This is a genomic window from Spirosoma flavus (assembly GCF_054778555.1).
Genome location: NZ_BAAGZL010000002.1, coordinates 1,704,031 through 1,720,882 on the forward strand (window position 1 = coordinate 1,704,031; position 16,852 = coordinate 1,720,882).

General features: G+C 50.4%; 8 protein-coding genes. 2 read left to right on the forward strand and 6 right to left on the reverse strand.

The window, feature by feature from the left end:
* Positions 1–74 precede the first annotated feature (74 nt).
* The 6 genes from ACYVF1_RS15935 to ACYVF1_RS15960 form a co-directional block, all read right to left on the reverse strand.
* Positions 75–5,669, reverse strand: a complete 5,595-nt coding sequence (locus ACYVF1_RS15935) for an FG-GAP-like repeat-containing protein (RefSeq protein WP_461080443.1) — start codon at positions 5,667–5,669, stop codon at positions 75–77.
* Between the two features lie 211 nt (positions 5,670–5,880).
* A complete protein-coding gene (locus tag ACYVF1_RS15940; RefSeq protein WP_461080445.1) occupies positions 5,881–9,963 on the reverse strand; it encodes a hybrid sensor histidine kinase/response regulator transcription factor in 4,083 nt (1,360 codons plus the stop codon).
* A gap of 546 nt (positions 9,964–10,509) precedes the next feature.
* Positions 10,510–11,922: a hypothetical protein gene (locus ACYVF1_RS15945; protein ID WP_461080447.1), complete on the reverse strand. Its 1,413-nt coding sequence runs from the start codon at positions 11,920–11,922 to the stop codon at positions 10,510–10,512.
* A 2-nt stretch (positions 11,923–11,924) separates the two neighbouring features.
* On the reverse strand, positions 11,925–12,287 hold the full coding sequence (locus ACYVF1_RS15950) for a hypothetical protein (RefSeq protein WP_461080449.1): 363 nt from the start codon (positions 12,285–12,287) through the stop codon (positions 11,925–11,927).
* 96 nt (positions 12,288–12,383) lie between these two features.
* Complete coding sequence (locus ACYVF1_RS15955) at positions 12,384–13,385, reverse strand: hypothetical protein (RefSeq protein WP_461080451.1); 1,002 nt, start codon at positions 13,383–13,385, stop codon at positions 12,384–12,386.
* A 14-nt stretch (positions 13,386–13,399) separates the two neighbouring features.
* Positions 13,400–14,806, reverse strand: a complete 1,407-nt coding sequence (locus tag ACYVF1_RS15960) for a tyrosine-type recombinase/integrase (protein ID WP_461080453.1) — start codon at positions 14,804–14,806, stop codon at positions 13,400–13,402.
* 635 nt (positions 14,807–15,441) lie between these two features.
* Between ACYVF1_RS15960 and ACYVF1_RS15965 the strand changes: the two genes are divergently transcribed.
* Both ACYVF1_RS15965 and ACYVF1_RS15970 read left to right on the forward strand, forming a co-directional pair.
* A complete protein-coding gene (locus ACYVF1_RS15965) occupies positions 15,442–15,804 on the forward strand; it encodes a hypothetical protein (RefSeq protein WP_461080455.1) in 363 nt (120 codons plus the stop codon).
* Positions 15,801–16,805 carry a type II toxin-antitoxin system antitoxin SocA domain-containing protein gene (locus ACYVF1_RS15970; RefSeq protein ID WP_461080457.1) on the forward strand — a complete coding sequence of 335 codons (1,005 nt, stop codon included), beginning with the start codon at positions 15,801–15,803 and terminating at the stop codon, positions 16,803–16,805. Before ACYVF1_RS15965 ends, ACYVF1_RS15970 begins: the two co-directional genes overlap by 4 nt.
* The last annotated feature ends 47 nt before the right edge of the window (positions 16,806–16,852 follow it).

Consider the following 16,852-nt stretch of genomic DNA (forward strand, 5'->3'; position numbering starts at 1 on the left):
GGATTAACTATAATGGGTAGCTGTACAAACCATCAAGGGGTTTTTGTACAGCTACCCATTATTGTGTTCAGGCGCTAGTTGCCACCCAATCGCAACCGACTATCCGCGCCCATCAATAAGCGCCCCCCCTGAGCATAGATCACCCGCAAGGCCTGTCCGACATAACTGGCGGGTAAATTCACCGCATGATTCAGCGTCACCGCATCGCTCACCACCGGTACCCGACCACACGACCATACGCTCCCATCACTCCAATCCCCTACTTTGACCGTATACATACTTATGCAACCACTTGGCGTGATCACGCTCAGCGGCAGCAGCGTGGATACTGAACCGCCCGCTGGATCGGTAGCAATCACCGTCACACTGTAAAAAGCACTGGCACTGGCCGATACACTGCCCGCAACCGTGGCCGGAGCCACCAGACTCAGACCAGGGGGCAAGCCCACCGCCGATAGGGTCAGACTATTGGGTGTTTCAGCATCGGTGAAGGTGTTGGCCGGAATGGTGTAGCTAAACGCCTGACCAATGGTAGCCGACTGAGGGGGGATGGCATTATCCACCCTGGGGTTGCCGTTGGCGCAATCTCTCAGCCAGTTGTAGCTGAAGGTAGCCTCACCCGGTGTGCCTTGCTGACGAGCCTTGAAGACAATCACTGGATTATCCGTGAACACGTTCAATTGATACGGCTCATTGATGGCAATGGTCCTGGCTTCATTCACCACCGAGAGGCTGATAGGCTGGCCGTTGGTGGCCTCAAAGCTGACGGTGAAGTTGATACGTCGTTCGAAGTAGCCCACATGGTTGCAGTCCAGCATCGTTATTCCCGTGATGGCGAAACTACGCTGCTGCACACTCAGCACAAAACTGGTGCTGGCCGACAAGCCCCCCGGGTCGGTGGCTACGACCGTGACACTGAAAGGTGAGCCAACGGTGGTAGAAGGCACACCGGTGATGGTGTTGGGCGCCACGAAACTCAGCCCCGCTGGCAAGCCTACCACCGACAAGCTCAAGCTGTTAGGGGTTTCGGCATCGGTAAACGTAGTGGCGGGAATGGTATAACTAAATGAATCACCGACCGTAGCGATTTGAGCAGGTATAGCGGCAGCCACTGTCGGCGCGCAGTTCTGATAGCTCACGGAGGCACTGGTAGTAGCCGAACAGCCGTTGGCACCCGTCAGGGTCAGCGAATACGAACCGGCTACACTTACCGAGATAGCGGACGTAGTGGCCCCTGTGCTCCAGCGATACGTACCATTGCCAACCGCTGACAAACTCACCGAGGACGTAGTACAGCTTAACGTAGCGCTGGCGGGACTGATGCTAACTGAAGGTGACGTTTGATCGGCACTCACGCTGGCCATCGCTGTACTGGAGCAGCCGTTAGCACCCGTCAGCGTCACCGAATACGTTCCAGCGACCGTCGCACTGATGATTTGTGTAGTAGCCCCTGTACTCCACCGATACGTTCCCGCGCCCACGGCGGATAAACTCACCGAGGACGTAGCACAGCTTAACGTAGCGCTGGCGGGCGAAATACTGACAGAAGGTGGCGTTTGGTCGGCGGTTACACTGGCCGTGGCTGTGCTAGAGCAGCCATTAGTGCCCGTCAACGTAACGGAATACGTAGCCGCCGTGCTCACTGAGATAGCGGACGTAGTGGCCCCCGTACTCCACCGATACGTGCCCACGCCCACGGCGGATAAACTCACCACTGGATTAGCGCAGCTTAACGTAGCGCTGGTGGGCGAAATGCTGACGGTGGGTGGCGTCTGATCAGCGGTTACGCTGGCCGTGGCCGTGCTGGAGCAGCCGTTGGCTCCCGTCAGTGTCACCGAATAGAGACCGCCAGCCGTCGCACTGATGGCGGACGTAGTGGCTCCTGTGCTCCACCGATACGTGCCCGTGCCCACCGCCGACAAACTCACCACTGGATTGGTGCAGGTTAACGTAGCACTGGACGGGCTGATGCTGACGGTAGGTGGATTCTGGTTGGCACTCACGCTGGTTGTGGCCGTGCTGGAGCAACCGCTGGAACTGGTTAGCGTAACGGAATAGGTAGCCGCCGAACTCACCGAGATGGCGGACGTAGTGGCCCCCGTACTCCAGCGGTATGTGCCCGTGCCCACTGCCGACAAACTTATCACCGGATTGGTGCAGGTTAACGTAGTGGCGGTCGGCGTTCCGATGCTCAGAGCGGGGCGCGCGTTGACCGTTACCGAGGTGGTAGCAGTGGCGATCTGCCCCTCGCTGCTGACCGTCAGGGTGAAGGTCTGTACCCCTGAGCCAATGGCCGTCAGGCTCTGACTAAAAGTGGAGGTAGTGGCCGTGCCGCTAGTGGGGTTACTCCCGTTCGAGAGCGTATAGCTGTAGGTGCCGCTGAGGTTGCCCACGCTGGCCACAACCGAGAAAGATTGGCCAACACAAACGGGGTTGGGACTGGCTGACAGGCCAGTGAGTGTAGGAGGAAGTGGCCTGTTGAGCCGTACACTCACATTGTCACTGCTAGTATTGGCGGTTAAGAAATCCAGATCCCCGTCCCCATCCACATCCCCAACGACCACGCTGTTAGGGGAGTCTCCCACCACAATCTCGGGGTTGATGGCCGGGGGGATGAAGTTGCCCGACCCATTGTTGAGCCGTACACTTGCCGTGTTGCCAGCACTGTTTGCCGTTATCAAGTCCAGATCCCCATCCCCGTCTACATCGCCCAACGCAACACTTAAGGGATACTCCCCCACGGCGGGATTGGGGTTGGTAGCTGGGGGGGTGAAGTTACCCGCCCCATTGTTGAGTCGCACACTCACCGTATTGCTATAATAATTGGCTGTTAACAAGTCCAGGTCGCCGTCCCCATCCACATCCCCCACCGCCACGCCCCAGGGAGAATTGTCCACGGCAGGGTTAGGGTTGGTAGCGGGGGGGGTGAAGTTGCCCGACCCATCGTTGAGCCGCACACTCGCCGTGTTGTCAGTATAATTAGCTATAAGCATATCCAGATCACCGTCTCCATCCACATCCCCTAACACCATGCTGGTGGCATTACTCCCTATCCCGGGATTAGGATTGGTGGCGGGGGGGGTAAAGTTACCCGACCCATCGTTGAACCGTACACTCACTGTGTTTCCAGCACCGTTTGCCGTTACCACGTCCAGATCCCCATCCCCATCCACATCGCCCAATGCCACACTAAAGGGACCACCCCCTACTCCAGGATTAGGGTTGGTAGTTGGTGGGGTAAAGTTGCCCGACCCATTGTTGAGCCGCACACTCACCGTATTGCTACCGGCATTCGCCGTCACAAAGTCCAGGTCACCGTCTCCATCCACATCCCCTACCGCCACGCTTAAGGGATGATCCCCTACGGCGGGATTAGGGTTGGTAGCCGGGGCGGTGTAGTTGCCTAGCCCATTGTTGAGCCGTACACTCACCGTATTGCCATAATAATTGGCCGTTAATAAGTCCAGGTCGCCGTCCCCATCTACATCTCCTACCGCCACGCTTTGGGGGCCATTGTCTACCCCAGGCTCTGGGTTGATGGCCGGAGCAGTGAAGTTGCCCCGTCCGCTGCCCCCCACTCCGGTGGTGAACCCGTACACCTGACCCCGGTTCAGCCGGGCTCCACCCGTACTCTGGATAGCCGTTGTACTGGTGACAAACACCGTCTCCCCCGGTTTAAAGTCGGTTGTTGCATTAAAGGTGAGCGTATTGCCGCTCACACTGGCGCTGCCTCCCTGCCCGTTGAGTAGCAGGCCCCCCCGCTGGGCGCTGAACACCCGCAGGCCGCTCAGGCTGGTGAGGCTCGAACTAACGGGCTGGTTAAAGATCAGGGCCACGTTGGTGGTCCGGGGCGCTGAGCGGGCATTGCGGACCGGATTGAGCCCCGTCAGGGTAATGCATTGGGTAACCGTTACCGAGGTGGTGACGGTGGTTACTTGTCCGCCACTGCTGACCGTCAGGGTGAAGGTCTGTACCCCCGAGCCACCCGCCGTCAGGCTCTGGCTAAAGGCGGAGGTGGTAGCGGAGCCGCTGATGGGGTTGCTGCCGTTCGAGAGCGTATAGCTGTAGCTGCCGCTGAGGTTGCCCACGCTGGCCACCACCGTGAGGGGTTGACCCACACAAACGGGGTTGGGGCTGGCCGACAGGTCAGTAAGGGAGGGAGGGAGGGGGCCGTTGAGCCGCACCCCCACGAAAGCGGGGTTATTATAGCTAGGTGCCACAAAGTCCAGATCCCCATCCCCATCTAAATCCCCAACGGCCACGTTCGAGAAGTCAAACCCCAAATTGGGATTAGGGTTGGTGGCGGGCGCCGTGAAAGCACCTGACCCGTCGTTGAGCCGCACACTCGCATATAAGCTGCCAGAACTAGCCGCTACAAAGTCCAGATCCCCATCCCCATCCACATCCCCTAACACCAGGCCGTAAGGAGTACTACCCACGCCCACCTCGGGGCTGGTAGGATGTGGAGCAAAGCTTGCCGACCCGTTGTTGAGCCGTACACTCACGGTGCGGCTGTTAAAATTAGTGAAGAGCATGTCCAGATCCCCATCCCCATCTATATCCCCGAACGCTATTTTGGAGGGATCCTCCCCCGCCCCAATCTCGGGGTTGATGGTGGGCGGAGTAAAACTACCCGCCCCATTATTGAGCCGTATACTTACGTTATTACTGTTACTATTAGCGGTCGCCAGGTCCAGATCGCCATCCCCATCCAAATCGCCCAGCGTTACGCCGTATGGATTAGTGCCCACGCTCACTTCGGGGCTAGTAGGGTGTGGGGTGAAGATACCTGACCCATTGTTGAGCCGCACACTCACCGTAGCGCGGTTAGTATTAGCGGTGAGCAGGTCCAGATCCCCGTCCCCATCCACATCCCCAAGCGTTACGCTCCAGGCACCACCGCCCACACTCACCTCGGGGTTGGTAGGGTGTGGGATAAAGCTTGCTGACCCGTTGTTGAGTCGTATACCCACGCTTTCGCTGTACTGATTAGCGGTGAGCAGGTCCAGATCGCCATCCCCATCCACATCGCCCAACACCACATTACGAGGAGTAGCTCCCACTTCAAAGTTGGGGTTGACGGCCGGGGCAGTGAAGCGGCCCGTTCCGTCGTTAAGCCGCACATTCACGATGGAACGGAGAGAACTAGCACAGACCAGGTCCAGATCGCCATCCCCATCCAAATCCCCAACTGCCACGTCGAAAGCACCAACCTCCACGCCCACCTCGGAGTTAGTGGCGGGTGCCGTGAAGTTGCCCTTGCCTGTGCCGCCCACCCCGGTGGTGAACCCGTACACCTGACCCCGGTTCAGCCGGGCTCCACCCGTACTCTGGATAGCCGTCGTGCTGGTAACAAACACCGTCTCCCCCGGTTTGAAGTTGGTAGCCGGATTGAAGGTGAGCGTATTGCCGCTCACACTAGCGCTGCCTCCCTGCCCATTACGCAGCAAACCGTCTCCCTGGGCGCTGAACACCCGCACTCCCCCCAGCGTGGAGGCATTGGTGCTCAGTGATTGGTTGAAGGTCAGGCCCACGTTGGTCGTTCGGGGGGCGTTCCGGGCATTGCGAACCGGATTTAGTCCAGTCAGGGTAAGAGGCTGGCCAGCGACTAGCTGAACTAATGGCCATAGGGCCAGCAATAGCCCCAGCCGGTAGTAGGTGTGTTTCATGGGAATAGACTAAATGATTGAGTAAGGCCCCGACGGAAGGCGTAACGGAGACCATCGGCCGCCAATAGAGAGACGGGGCAGAACCGGCATTTGTCCTTCCAGGACCAGGCCAAAAGTAGCGAGGACGCTCTCTGGCGACTATAACAAATGATTCAATTTTGATAACAAATGATTCAATTTCGCCCAAAAGCAGGGGTAGAAGCCGGCGTTATCAGCCTTGATCAACAAAATCGCTGGGGCTTACCTGATACAGCTCCCGAAAACATTTACTGAAGTAGGAAGGGCTCTCAAAGCCCACTTGAAAAGCAGCTTCACCCACCGAGGCCCCCGACCGAAGGAGTTGGGCAGCCTGTTTGAGCCGGTAGTTACGTAGCAGTTCGTGGGCCGTTAGCCCAGTCAGCGCTTTAACTTTACGGAACAGGGTGGCTCGGCTCATCCCCAGTTCGTCCATCAGCTGATCCAGGCCAAAACCGGTATCGCTCAGGTTGGCGTCGAACAGGCCGTACAGGCGGGCCAGAAACGGATCGGTAGTTTCTGGAATTGGCGGAGGTGAAGCCGGGTCAGGATTTCGCAGACTGGCCTGTACCCATTCGCGCTGCCGCTGTTTACCTACCAGTTGATTGCGCACCCGCAGTTGCAGTTCCGTAATCTGAAAGGGCTTGGTCAGGTAATCATCGGCGCCCAGCGAGAGCCCTGCCAGCCGATTCTCCACCGACGACTTGGCCGTCAGCAGGATGATAGGAATATGGCTGGTACGCTGGTCGGTCTTTAACTGGTTGCAGAGTGTAAAGCCGTCCATCAGGGGCATCATCACATCCGAGAGAATCAGATCGGGTAGCTGTTCCAGCGCTTTTTTAAGTCCATCCTGACCGTTAACGGCCCGCCGAACCCGGTAGTGATGAGGTAAACTGTCAATAATAAAGCGAGCCAGTTCATCATTATCTTCTACGACGAGTAAGTCGGCCGAAGGAACTGATTCGGAAGTATCCAACGGGTCGCTGTCCAGCGGATCGGCGGCAGGGACAGCCATACCCTCAGCCTTCCTGTAGGGCAGCCCGACCACGAACGTAGTGCCCTGGTTTAGCTGGCTCTCAACCGAAATCTGCCCGCCCTGCAACTGGACCAGTTCCTGCACCAGCGCTAGACCGATACCCGTTCCGGATGTAGCACCTGTATCATCGACTGAACCAGTGAGATGGAGCGACGGCCGGGATGTCCCGTCGGGGAACCGCGTATCACTGACCGACCGCGGCCGGGATGCCGTATCACCGACCTGATAAAAGCGGTTGAATATATGGGGCAGGTGCTCCGCCGGAATGCCAACGCCCGTATCGGCAACGGTGAGTCGGATACGCCCCGAAGTTTCCGTCAACGTTACGTTAATGGTACCCGCTTTGGTAAATTTCAGGGCATTGGCCGTCAGATTGTAAACGATACGTTCCAGCTTTTCGGCATCGAACCAGTAATCGCCCGTTACGTCGGAGCTAAACGTCAGGCTGAGACTTTGAGTGGTAGCTTGGTCGGTTAAGGGATTCAGCCAGTGACGAACAAATTCGGTCAGGTCCCCTCTCGACTCGTGAATGGGCATCACGCTGGCTTCCAGCTTAGACAGGTCCAGTAGTTGATTAATCAAGCTAAGGAGTTGATGGGCATTCTGTTCGATGATTTGTACTAAACGTAAACGGTTTTTGGGTTCGATACGTTGGCTCTTTAGCTGTTCAGCGGGCCCAAGGATTAGCGTGAGTGGCGTCCGAAACTCGTGGGTGATATTAGTAAAAAAGTTGTTTTTGAGCGTATCGACGGCTCGAAGCTGATCGGCTTCCTGCTGGCGGAGCTGAATGGTTTGGTTGAGTCGGATTCGATTCAGATAAATCTGGAGTAAACCCCAGGCCAGACTCAAGCCAATCAGAAAATAGAGCGCAATGGCCCACCAGGTAGCCCAGAAGGGCGGCCGGATGGTTATCGCCAGCTTACGAACGTAGCGGCTCCAACGACCTGAGGTGTTGGACGCATTGAGCATTAGTACGTAATCGCCCGGTGGCAGGTTGGTATAAATAGCCTCGGGCCGGGTCGTCTCCTTCCAGGTGTCTTCCAGACCTTGCAGGCGGTAGCGGTATCTATTTTTAGCCGGTCGATTGAATTGTAAGGCGGCAAACTGAACAGTTATATAATTCTGGTTATGGGCCAGGGTGAGTTGAGTGGTAGCCTGAATGGGTAACGTATCGAGTAATGATCGATTGGCGGACGTAGTGGTATCCGTGCCGTCGGGTGCTGGCAGATCGGGCTGAATGAATTGATTATTCACCTGGAGTTGAGTCAGTTCAACGCTGGGCTCAAAGGTATCCTGACCAATGTGCCGGGGATTGAACAGAGTGAATCCTTCCAGGCCGCCCATGAGGATGTTGCCTTCTGGAAACTGAACGTAGTGATTCCGGTTAAACTCGTCGGCCATAATGCCGTCATCCCGCGTAAAGGTCTGGGTGGTAAACGTCTTTCGGTTCATTCGGCATAACCCTTTGTTGGTACCCACCCACACATACCCGTAGCGGTCGGGCAGGGCCGAGTACACTACGTTGTTGGGCAGTCCATTGGCCTGCGTAAACCGGCGAAACCGGCCCGTTCGTTTATCAAACAGACACAAACCACTGCCAAACGTACCAATCCATAGCCGGTTGGCGTCGGCGGGATCGGCCGAGAGACAGTACAGGGTATTGCTGCTTAGGGAGGTAGTATCGCCGGGGCGGTTGACAAATTGCCGCACCTCGCCATTGTGGCGATCGAGCCGCCAGAGCCCCCCCAACTGACTGGCCAGCCAGAACGCCCCGTCATCGACCACCAGTTCCGTAATAGGACCTGTGGAAAGACTGATGGGAATCGGGTAGCGAAACCAGTTCCAGCGTTGCGTCGGCTCATCGAACCAGAACGCCGTTGTGTCATACACCGCCCAGACCCTGCCTTGGGGATCGGTGGTTATGGGGCTGGGATAGATTAAACTTCCTTCGGTGATAAGGCGAACGGGTAAGGGAAAAGGCTCGGTCCGGCCGGTTCTCCGATCCATCCGATACAAATCTGGAGTGCCTATACTGAACCAGAGACGACCAGCCCGATCGAAGGTTGAGCGAAAACTATAGTTGATTGATCCACGCAGGTTGGTCAGTACCGCCGGGGAGACAGAGGGTAGTCCCAGCGAATCGCGGGTGAGCAAATCCCGATAAAATTCATGCGCGTACCGGTATTTCTGAAAAGGGCTCGGCTGCAGGTCGTAGGTGCGGATACCCGCTCCGCTGGTGCCCATCCATAAGACATTGGTCCGATCGACGAGCAAACTCCGGCACTCCTCGTTGGGCTGGTCCCAGTAGGCTACGAGTTGGACACCCTGCTGGTCGGTAAACCGAAACAGACTACTCGCCCGACCGAAATAGAACGCTCCCTGCTGGCCGCTGGCCGTATTCCAGCCTGTTCCATTGCCTGTAGGGGGCAGTGGATAGACCCGCAACTGGCCCGTGTGGGGCTGGAGCAGCGTCAGGTAGTGATGCGAGAAGAGCATGAGCTCACCGTTCGGCCGGAGACGAACGGCGGTGATCATATCGTCCGGCAGTGACTGGGCCTGGCCGGGCTGGTGTCGGCGGTGGGTAAACCGGTGGGTGGCTTCGTCAAAGCGGTCCAGCCCCCTGTCCGTTGCCAACCAGATCGTCCCTTGGGCGTCTTCCTGCATATCAAATACGCCATTGCTGCTGATAGACGAAGCTTGCCGGGGTTGGTGATGAAACCAGTGTCCTTGCTTTTTGGCTACATCCCAGCAAAACAGGCCATAGCCAAACACCATTGACCAGAGCCGATCCTGTCGATCGATGTATATATTGCTATGCTTGGTACCGGGTTTGACCAGTCGGCGGAAAGCAGCCTGTTGCGAGACATTGGTAAAGGTTTCGGTGCGCGGATCGAAGACATCGATATCCCCCCGCTCGGAGTTGATCCAGATGCGCCCGTGCCGATCCAGTTTCAGTTGGTTGATTCCGGCAAACGAAAGAGAAGGGCGCCCGTCGGGGTCGGGTTGAAAGACCTTGAATCGCTGCCCATCGTAGCGACAGAGGCCATCGCGGGTGGCGGCCCAGATGAAGCCCTGCTTATCCTGAAGAATAGACGGCACAAAGGCTTGGGGTAATCCCTGGCGGTCGGTAATAACCTGGGGCTGGGGTAGCTGAAACGACTGCGCCCGCAGACCGCTTATTGAGGTCAGCAGGCTCAGCCAATAGACTAGAACACGTAAGAGTAACGGTATGGAGCTATTCATACCCGTTCGGCAAGCTCAGAGCACATCGTCTACCAGGACGAGTAACCCAAAAGCATCACCATTGATTGAGGAGTTGGTTGAGTAACGGATTGGAACAAAGCTACCTTTTTTTCGCTTCCCCAGGCATTTTCGTGCTTAAAAATGAGTGAGAGTACACATGTGTGTACAGCGTATATCACTATCCGTGACCCACAGGCCAAGAACCCATGATTTGCGAAGAACAGAACTTGTTCTCGATTTTAGCTATGTCACGACTCGACTCCTAGGGGGTTCTGATAAACGGATGAATCGTAAAATTTATCTTGATCAGCTCGATAGTCGTATTTCGCTTAGGCTTCTTGACTATACTTGCCATAGGCTTATTCTTTATTTTCAATGGATATTGCACAATCGGATGATTTTGAATGGGTATACAGGAAACTGTTTAGTTAAACAGGCAATTGTTGCAGTTTTCTAGCCTGGTTAATTGTAAACAAATAGACTAGTTATCAATTTGGCCAGCCAAGGAAATCGTTCACGAAAACGTCCGTTAACTGTTTTTTATTATTACTCTACAAACAATGGAAGTGACAACCGCAGGTTGCTTCCTGAATAAATCAAATCAGTGAGCGATTTTCCGTTATGGGTTAGTGCTAGCCGGGTTTTCACTGGAAGAAGGGTCTGTAAGTCGGCCAAAAAATAGTTTAGCCCACCCGCCACATTGAGTTCTTTTTTTACGCGTCGTAGATTATTCACCAACAGCAATTTGCTAGGAGTTCGCCGGTATTCTTTGTTTGGAATTATCTGCTCTTGATGAATTTTAGGCGTTCGAATTGGGTCTGCAAATAGCTCAAGGATTGGTTGCGACTTCTCCATCAGTTTATTAACAGAGGGTGGAGAGGTAAAGAAAAATCTTGTTGTATCCTTATACCGATACAAGCGGTAGATTTCCGAAATTTGCAACAATTTCAGGCGACTTGGTAGTCTTATTGTGTTCGGTAGACTTTCGATGTAGTGCCAGCGTTCTAGGCAGATTTCCAGCAAAGTTTGATAAAGGAGCGTATGCATTAGTTCCTGATAATAGTCCAATTGGTCAGCGATTCGCTGTTGGATATCCCTGGGTGATTCGGAGAGCCAGTGCCGCTGAACTAGCTCCTTGAATTCCCCTTTTTCTCGATCTTTTTGATACTCAGCTCGTTTAAACTCAGCTTGGTTGGTGTAAGCACTCCGCTTGACTTGCCAATAGTCGTAGCACCTACCTTTTAAATACAAATCGTATTCGTCGGCGCTCAAATTGGGAAGATCAATGGCTTGATATTTCCAGATGATTTTATCGAAGGCAGCTAACAACTTAGTAGCTAACATGGGGACATATTTGGGTTCTACCAAGTCTGCAAAAGTCTGAGGAGCTTGACTACCTAAATATTGCATCTTATCTGCTTTAATCTCAACCCGCAGCGCCCCCTTTATCGGCCCATAGACTTTCAATTTGTGCTGCCCGCCTATTACTTCTGCATAAGGCAATTTTTGGCTGAAACGCCGTATTGATCTGAGAGCGGGTGGGTTGTTAAGATAAGAAACAATATTGGTACATATTTTTTCTGCTTGACAGGTTGGCACCGTCGCCGAGAGTTCCAAACCATTTAGCTGAGTTAGAAAGGGATTAATTCGAAGATTTGTTACTAAATCATCTAAGGCGAATAATATCTCAAAAGGGTCCTTAGAATCCGCATTATGCCGACCGCCGTTGGCCAGTTTATTGATCGATCCTCTCACGTTAAACCAGAAAAACTCGCCATCCAGACCTCTTTGACTACGTGGCGTCCCCTGGATATGCATACCCTTATAATTAGAAGAAATTAAGGGTAGGTCTTCCCGCCAGTTGCCATGAGTCATCGAAACAGGCGCGTTGACATCGAGTTTTTGAATCAATGACTTCTCATCGAGAACAGCATTGATAGTTTCCAGGCCACAGTACATAATTAAGAGTTCTGTACTGCGTTTGGTGATAAATTATTCTTATTGGGCTTGGCTACACTGTCGCTACTAGGAGGCAAGTTGTCAGAGACTATCCCACTATCAATGTACGCTTTAATGTCACCAGGATACCAATAAAGCCTACCAAATCTTTTGGTATGTTTTATTTTTTTGGCGTTGGCATACAATGTCGGCATGGCAATCCCAAACCGGCAGGCTGCTTCCTTAGTGGTGATGGGCGTTTCTTCAAGGGGTGTACTGGCTTGCTTCGCGGCTAAACTACGGAGTATTTGTAAGGTTTCGGCCTGCTGTTCTTCAATTCTAGCGATCTTCTGCCAGATAACTAATAATGGATTTTCTTTAAACATAGCAACCTGTCGATTGATTGACAGGCCAAAGTTGATAAGAGAAGAACTGGCAATGGAGGCTGCCGATTCTTTGCCGGAAATATGCCGGTTATGGTGCTAGAACGCCTTCAAAAAAGACTCGATCTGTGTTCTATATCTATCAATTTTCAATCGCTTATTTAGGTCGGGACTTTTTTTGGCTGGGTCAGGATCGTAATCACTGAGCCCATCATTAAAGGCTGATCGGCTACCAATATTGCCGAATGTGATTTCTAAAGCTTTGTGTAAATAGGTAATTGTGCATTTGTCTACCTGCATCTTTAATATCTGTAGCTTCTCCAGTGCATAAAGCATGGGACATAAATCCTTGGATTTTTTGTTTGTGAAATGCTCTTTAAGATATGGCATTAATTTCTGTGCAAATTCATCTTTAATATATCTATCAAACCCTTCAGATTCTATTGGTTCACGATTACGTAAATTCTCATATTGCTTCAATCGTTTCTTAATTAAAACCTGACCATCGCTAATGATTTCCGTGACTTTAAAGAGGCACCTCAGGAGCTTAAGTATTTCTTCAGCACGATCTCTAAACTGAATCTGTTCTCTAATCTGTTCAGGGTTGGTTAGTGGCTTTAAAAGTTGCTCACGTTCCTCCTTAATAAATTCTTGGATTGATTTATAGCGGTCTAGATCGTTCACGAAACCGTTAAACATGTTTAATGCCAAGCCTAACTCCCACTCGGATAAAGTCTTGTTAACTTCCTGTTGAAAGCCCTGCCAAATGTATTCGTAAGCTCTTGCGATTTGTTCTGGTGGAGAGGCTATATCAAAATCATTGATGCGTTTATTATGGGGAACATCGTCAAGGTAGTATTGAATGGCTTTTCTATAATCCGGCACTTTATCATCTGTTTGCGGATAGAATGCGCCTGTTAAGTCAGGAAATAATGAATCCTTGGATTCTTGTTCATTAATATTTTCTTTGGGTTTAAAGACCCATTTTGCATTGATTAATTCGATCTTAGGCTTCGCACTGGCAGAGAATTTTACGCCGTAATACTCAGTACTTGGCCTGATGACATCAACTATCATTAAAAGGAATCTGGACAGGTTCATGAGTACCGTGATTTTTATAATGCGCTCAAGAATTCTTTTGCCTCTTCATCATCGAAGGAACCTAGATAACTCTCGGTTGTTTTCAGGTTGGTATGTCCTAAAGATTTACTTATAAAAGCTAATGGAACCATGCTTTTTAGCAGACTGGTTGCATAGCTGTGTCTGGCTGAATACGAGTTCAGGTCGCCTTCAACACCCAGCTGTTCACCAATCTTGTTCATCCATTTATTTGTAGTTTTAACCAGTTGCCGAACGACGCGCCTTTTCTGCTCTTCAGTCATGCTTACAGTGAGGAACGGGAAAATATATTCATTCCCAATTTTATTGGCTGTTCCCCAACGGTTGATAATGGCTAGAGTTTCAGGCCGTAAATGCACTACTACTGGTGTTTGGTTCTGTTTTTTACTGCGTAAGGTCTTTTGACGATTAAAGGTCAGTTTGCTTGATTTGGTATCGACACGGCTCCAGGTTATACGACAAATATCCGTTAAGTTGGCCCCATTGCAGAAATAGGAGAATAGCCATAGATCATGGCTCCGTTGCTCAGTTGTACCGGGTATGGGCTGATAGTTTTTGATCTGCTCAATAACGGCTTTAGGTAGCGCCTTCTTTATATTGGCTCCGGCTGGTATCATGTACCGGTTGCGACCAAATGGGTAAGCATCCCGACTAAGTAGTCCTGCTTCTATTGCATCATTCACAACAGCCCGAACGTGCCGCAGATAAATACCAGTGGTGGTTTGAGTGGCTCCTGTTGAGGGCTTGCCTTCTTTCTTAGCCAACTTACCATGATGTTGCATCCATTGCTCATAAGCAGCCAGGAAATTAGGCGTAAGGTGATCAAACGTCAAGATAACAGCCGGGCGAGGTTGGTTTATCCTGCGGGGAATTGGAATGTTCAGAAACTCTTTACGTTCCTCGTCCGTAAAAGAGTCTATAAATCGACGTAGGGACTTCCCAGCTAGTTCATAATTAAGTGCATTCCCAATTCGACTGACGCTACTCATGACGGCGGCTTTTGCCAGTAGCGCGGCTATCAAGTCGGTTTGTTCGACTGGTCTTTCTTGTTGTTTACCATAGTTACCGATGGCATCGGTGAAGGCATCAAACGTAAAGTGACCGCCTAACTTATCAACTACTGATTGAGCACGCTTTAAGTAACTAGTCTGTCTCTGACCTGATTCATCAATAAATTCATCTCCATAGATACGTTGCCACAACGTGCGTTTTTGTTCATCCTTTATCCGATTATCCAGCTTACTTTTATTAGCCTGTAAGAATATCCACTCGTCAGCGGTAGCTTTTTGGCCCGTTGTATATAACCTTTGTTTACGCTCATAGCAGATTAACCATTTGATCAAACCATTTCCTTCTTTAGTAGCTCGTTTGTCAAAATAAATGTTGACCGTTGCCTTACTCATACCAGTTTATGCGTTTGGTACTATATTATCGATAGACATCTACTTGCAATACAAGTTGCAATACAAATGTATATAATCAACGTATAAAACCAATAAACAGCAATAAAACCTCCCAAGGTAATTCCCTGTTTTACAGAGCATTTAACACATATTCACAACTAATTAAATAATACTCATTAAAATAATGATTACGACTACGGATCAGGAGGTTTGGGGTTCGAATCCCTACGAGTGCACAAATAATTTATTTAAGCCTCTAATTCACAACGAGTTAGAGGCTTTACTTTTTTCTCAGTAAAACATAGGTAAAACTTTTTGAATTACATTATGGAGACTAATGTATGGCCAATGCCTAGAAGTTTGTAAGTGAAATCAATGGATGATGCATTATGTTTAACTGCGCCCCATCTTAGCCTAATAGGCTCCAAAGTTTCAGGATATATCAATTCGATAAAGATCATTCCAGTCTAACAAACTCCCCATATACATCCATAACTCTTTCATAGTGCCATAACAACTTATTTTATCATATAATAGAAGAAAAAAACACTTTAAAGTTGAAAATTACCAAAAAACTTGTTATTCCAGACTACATGCCGTTAATTTGATACATACAACCAACCCATAATGATTGTATGTTAACTTATACAGCAGTAGCTCAGTTTCTTAGCCGAGTTAAAGTAAAAGCAGATCAATATGGTCTGGCTTATTTAGGTAATAACACTGAGCCAAATGAAGATCATTTTGAAAAGCTAATTCTGATCTATAAACGCGCTGTTATAATTCAGAATCTAGCTCCTGAGGACTTTACAGAGGGCCCGAAGATATGCTCTACTTTCTCTCAGTATCCTTCTCTAGTTTTTGGCAAATCAACCGTTGAAGGAGAAATCTCCATTGAGTTATCAGAAGGTATTGCAAAAGCTCCTGTATTCTGCCGAGCATTTCAATGGGCTCCTAAGCCCCTAATTTATCCATTAAAAAGAAACCTACTCGTATGAACAGCCCACTTACAGGTTCCCCGATGGTTTTACGAACCCGGCCCGAAATACGATCCTTTCGTCGCGAATCATTCGACATCATCTATCATTATTATGCTGATGCGGAAAATGATGTAGAATTTACCGATGAAGCGCTAGACCTAAAAAACCTCAATCAGGTACTGAATCAATACAGAGCTAGCCATAATATTCCCTTTCCGGACGAGATTTCCACCATTAGAACTAAATATGGATTATCAGCTAGCAAAATGGCCGAAATTTTAGGTTTAGGTATTAATAGTTATCGGCAGTACGAAGCAGGCGAAATTCCATCGGATGCTAATGCCAGATTAATTCAGTTAGCTAACGATCCTGACGAGTTTAGGAAGTTGGTTTGCATAAGTAGAGTTCTGGAGGAGCGGGAACAAACTAAATTACTGACCAAAATTGATCAATTAGTCTTTGAAGATAAGCGTGAAAAACCATCAACTTGGGTAACGGAATATCTCTTTGGTAGTTTATGGCCCAGTCAGTATACCGGCTATCGGCGACCTAATTTGGAGAAATTCGTTTATATGGCCATGTACTTTGCTGAACAAGTAAAGCCCTATAAAACGAAGATGAATAAGCTGATGTTTTATGCTGATTTCCTATGTTTTAAACGTCATCAAACATCAATTTCAGGAGCCACCTACCGAGCTATTCAATTTGGCCCTGTTCCTAACAACTATGATGCCTTGTACGCGCATGGAGTTAAGAAAAACCTTTACAAGGTTCGCTATGAAGAATCTGGGGATAAAATTGGCGAGCAATATTGCCTCGGAGACGATGTAATTTTCAACAAAGAACTATTTAGTAACGATGAGTTATCCGTCCTTGACGAAGTTGTCAAGCAGTTTAGCTCAACCTGCATCAGCGACATTGTTGAACTCAGTCATAAGGAACGTGCCTGGATTGAGAATGCAGGACAACACGGGAGGATCGATTACAAGTACGCCTTCAATTTAAACGCAATGGGATAAGTCAGATTAACAAAATAAAATAAAAAGTGCTCCCACGCTGGCCTAGG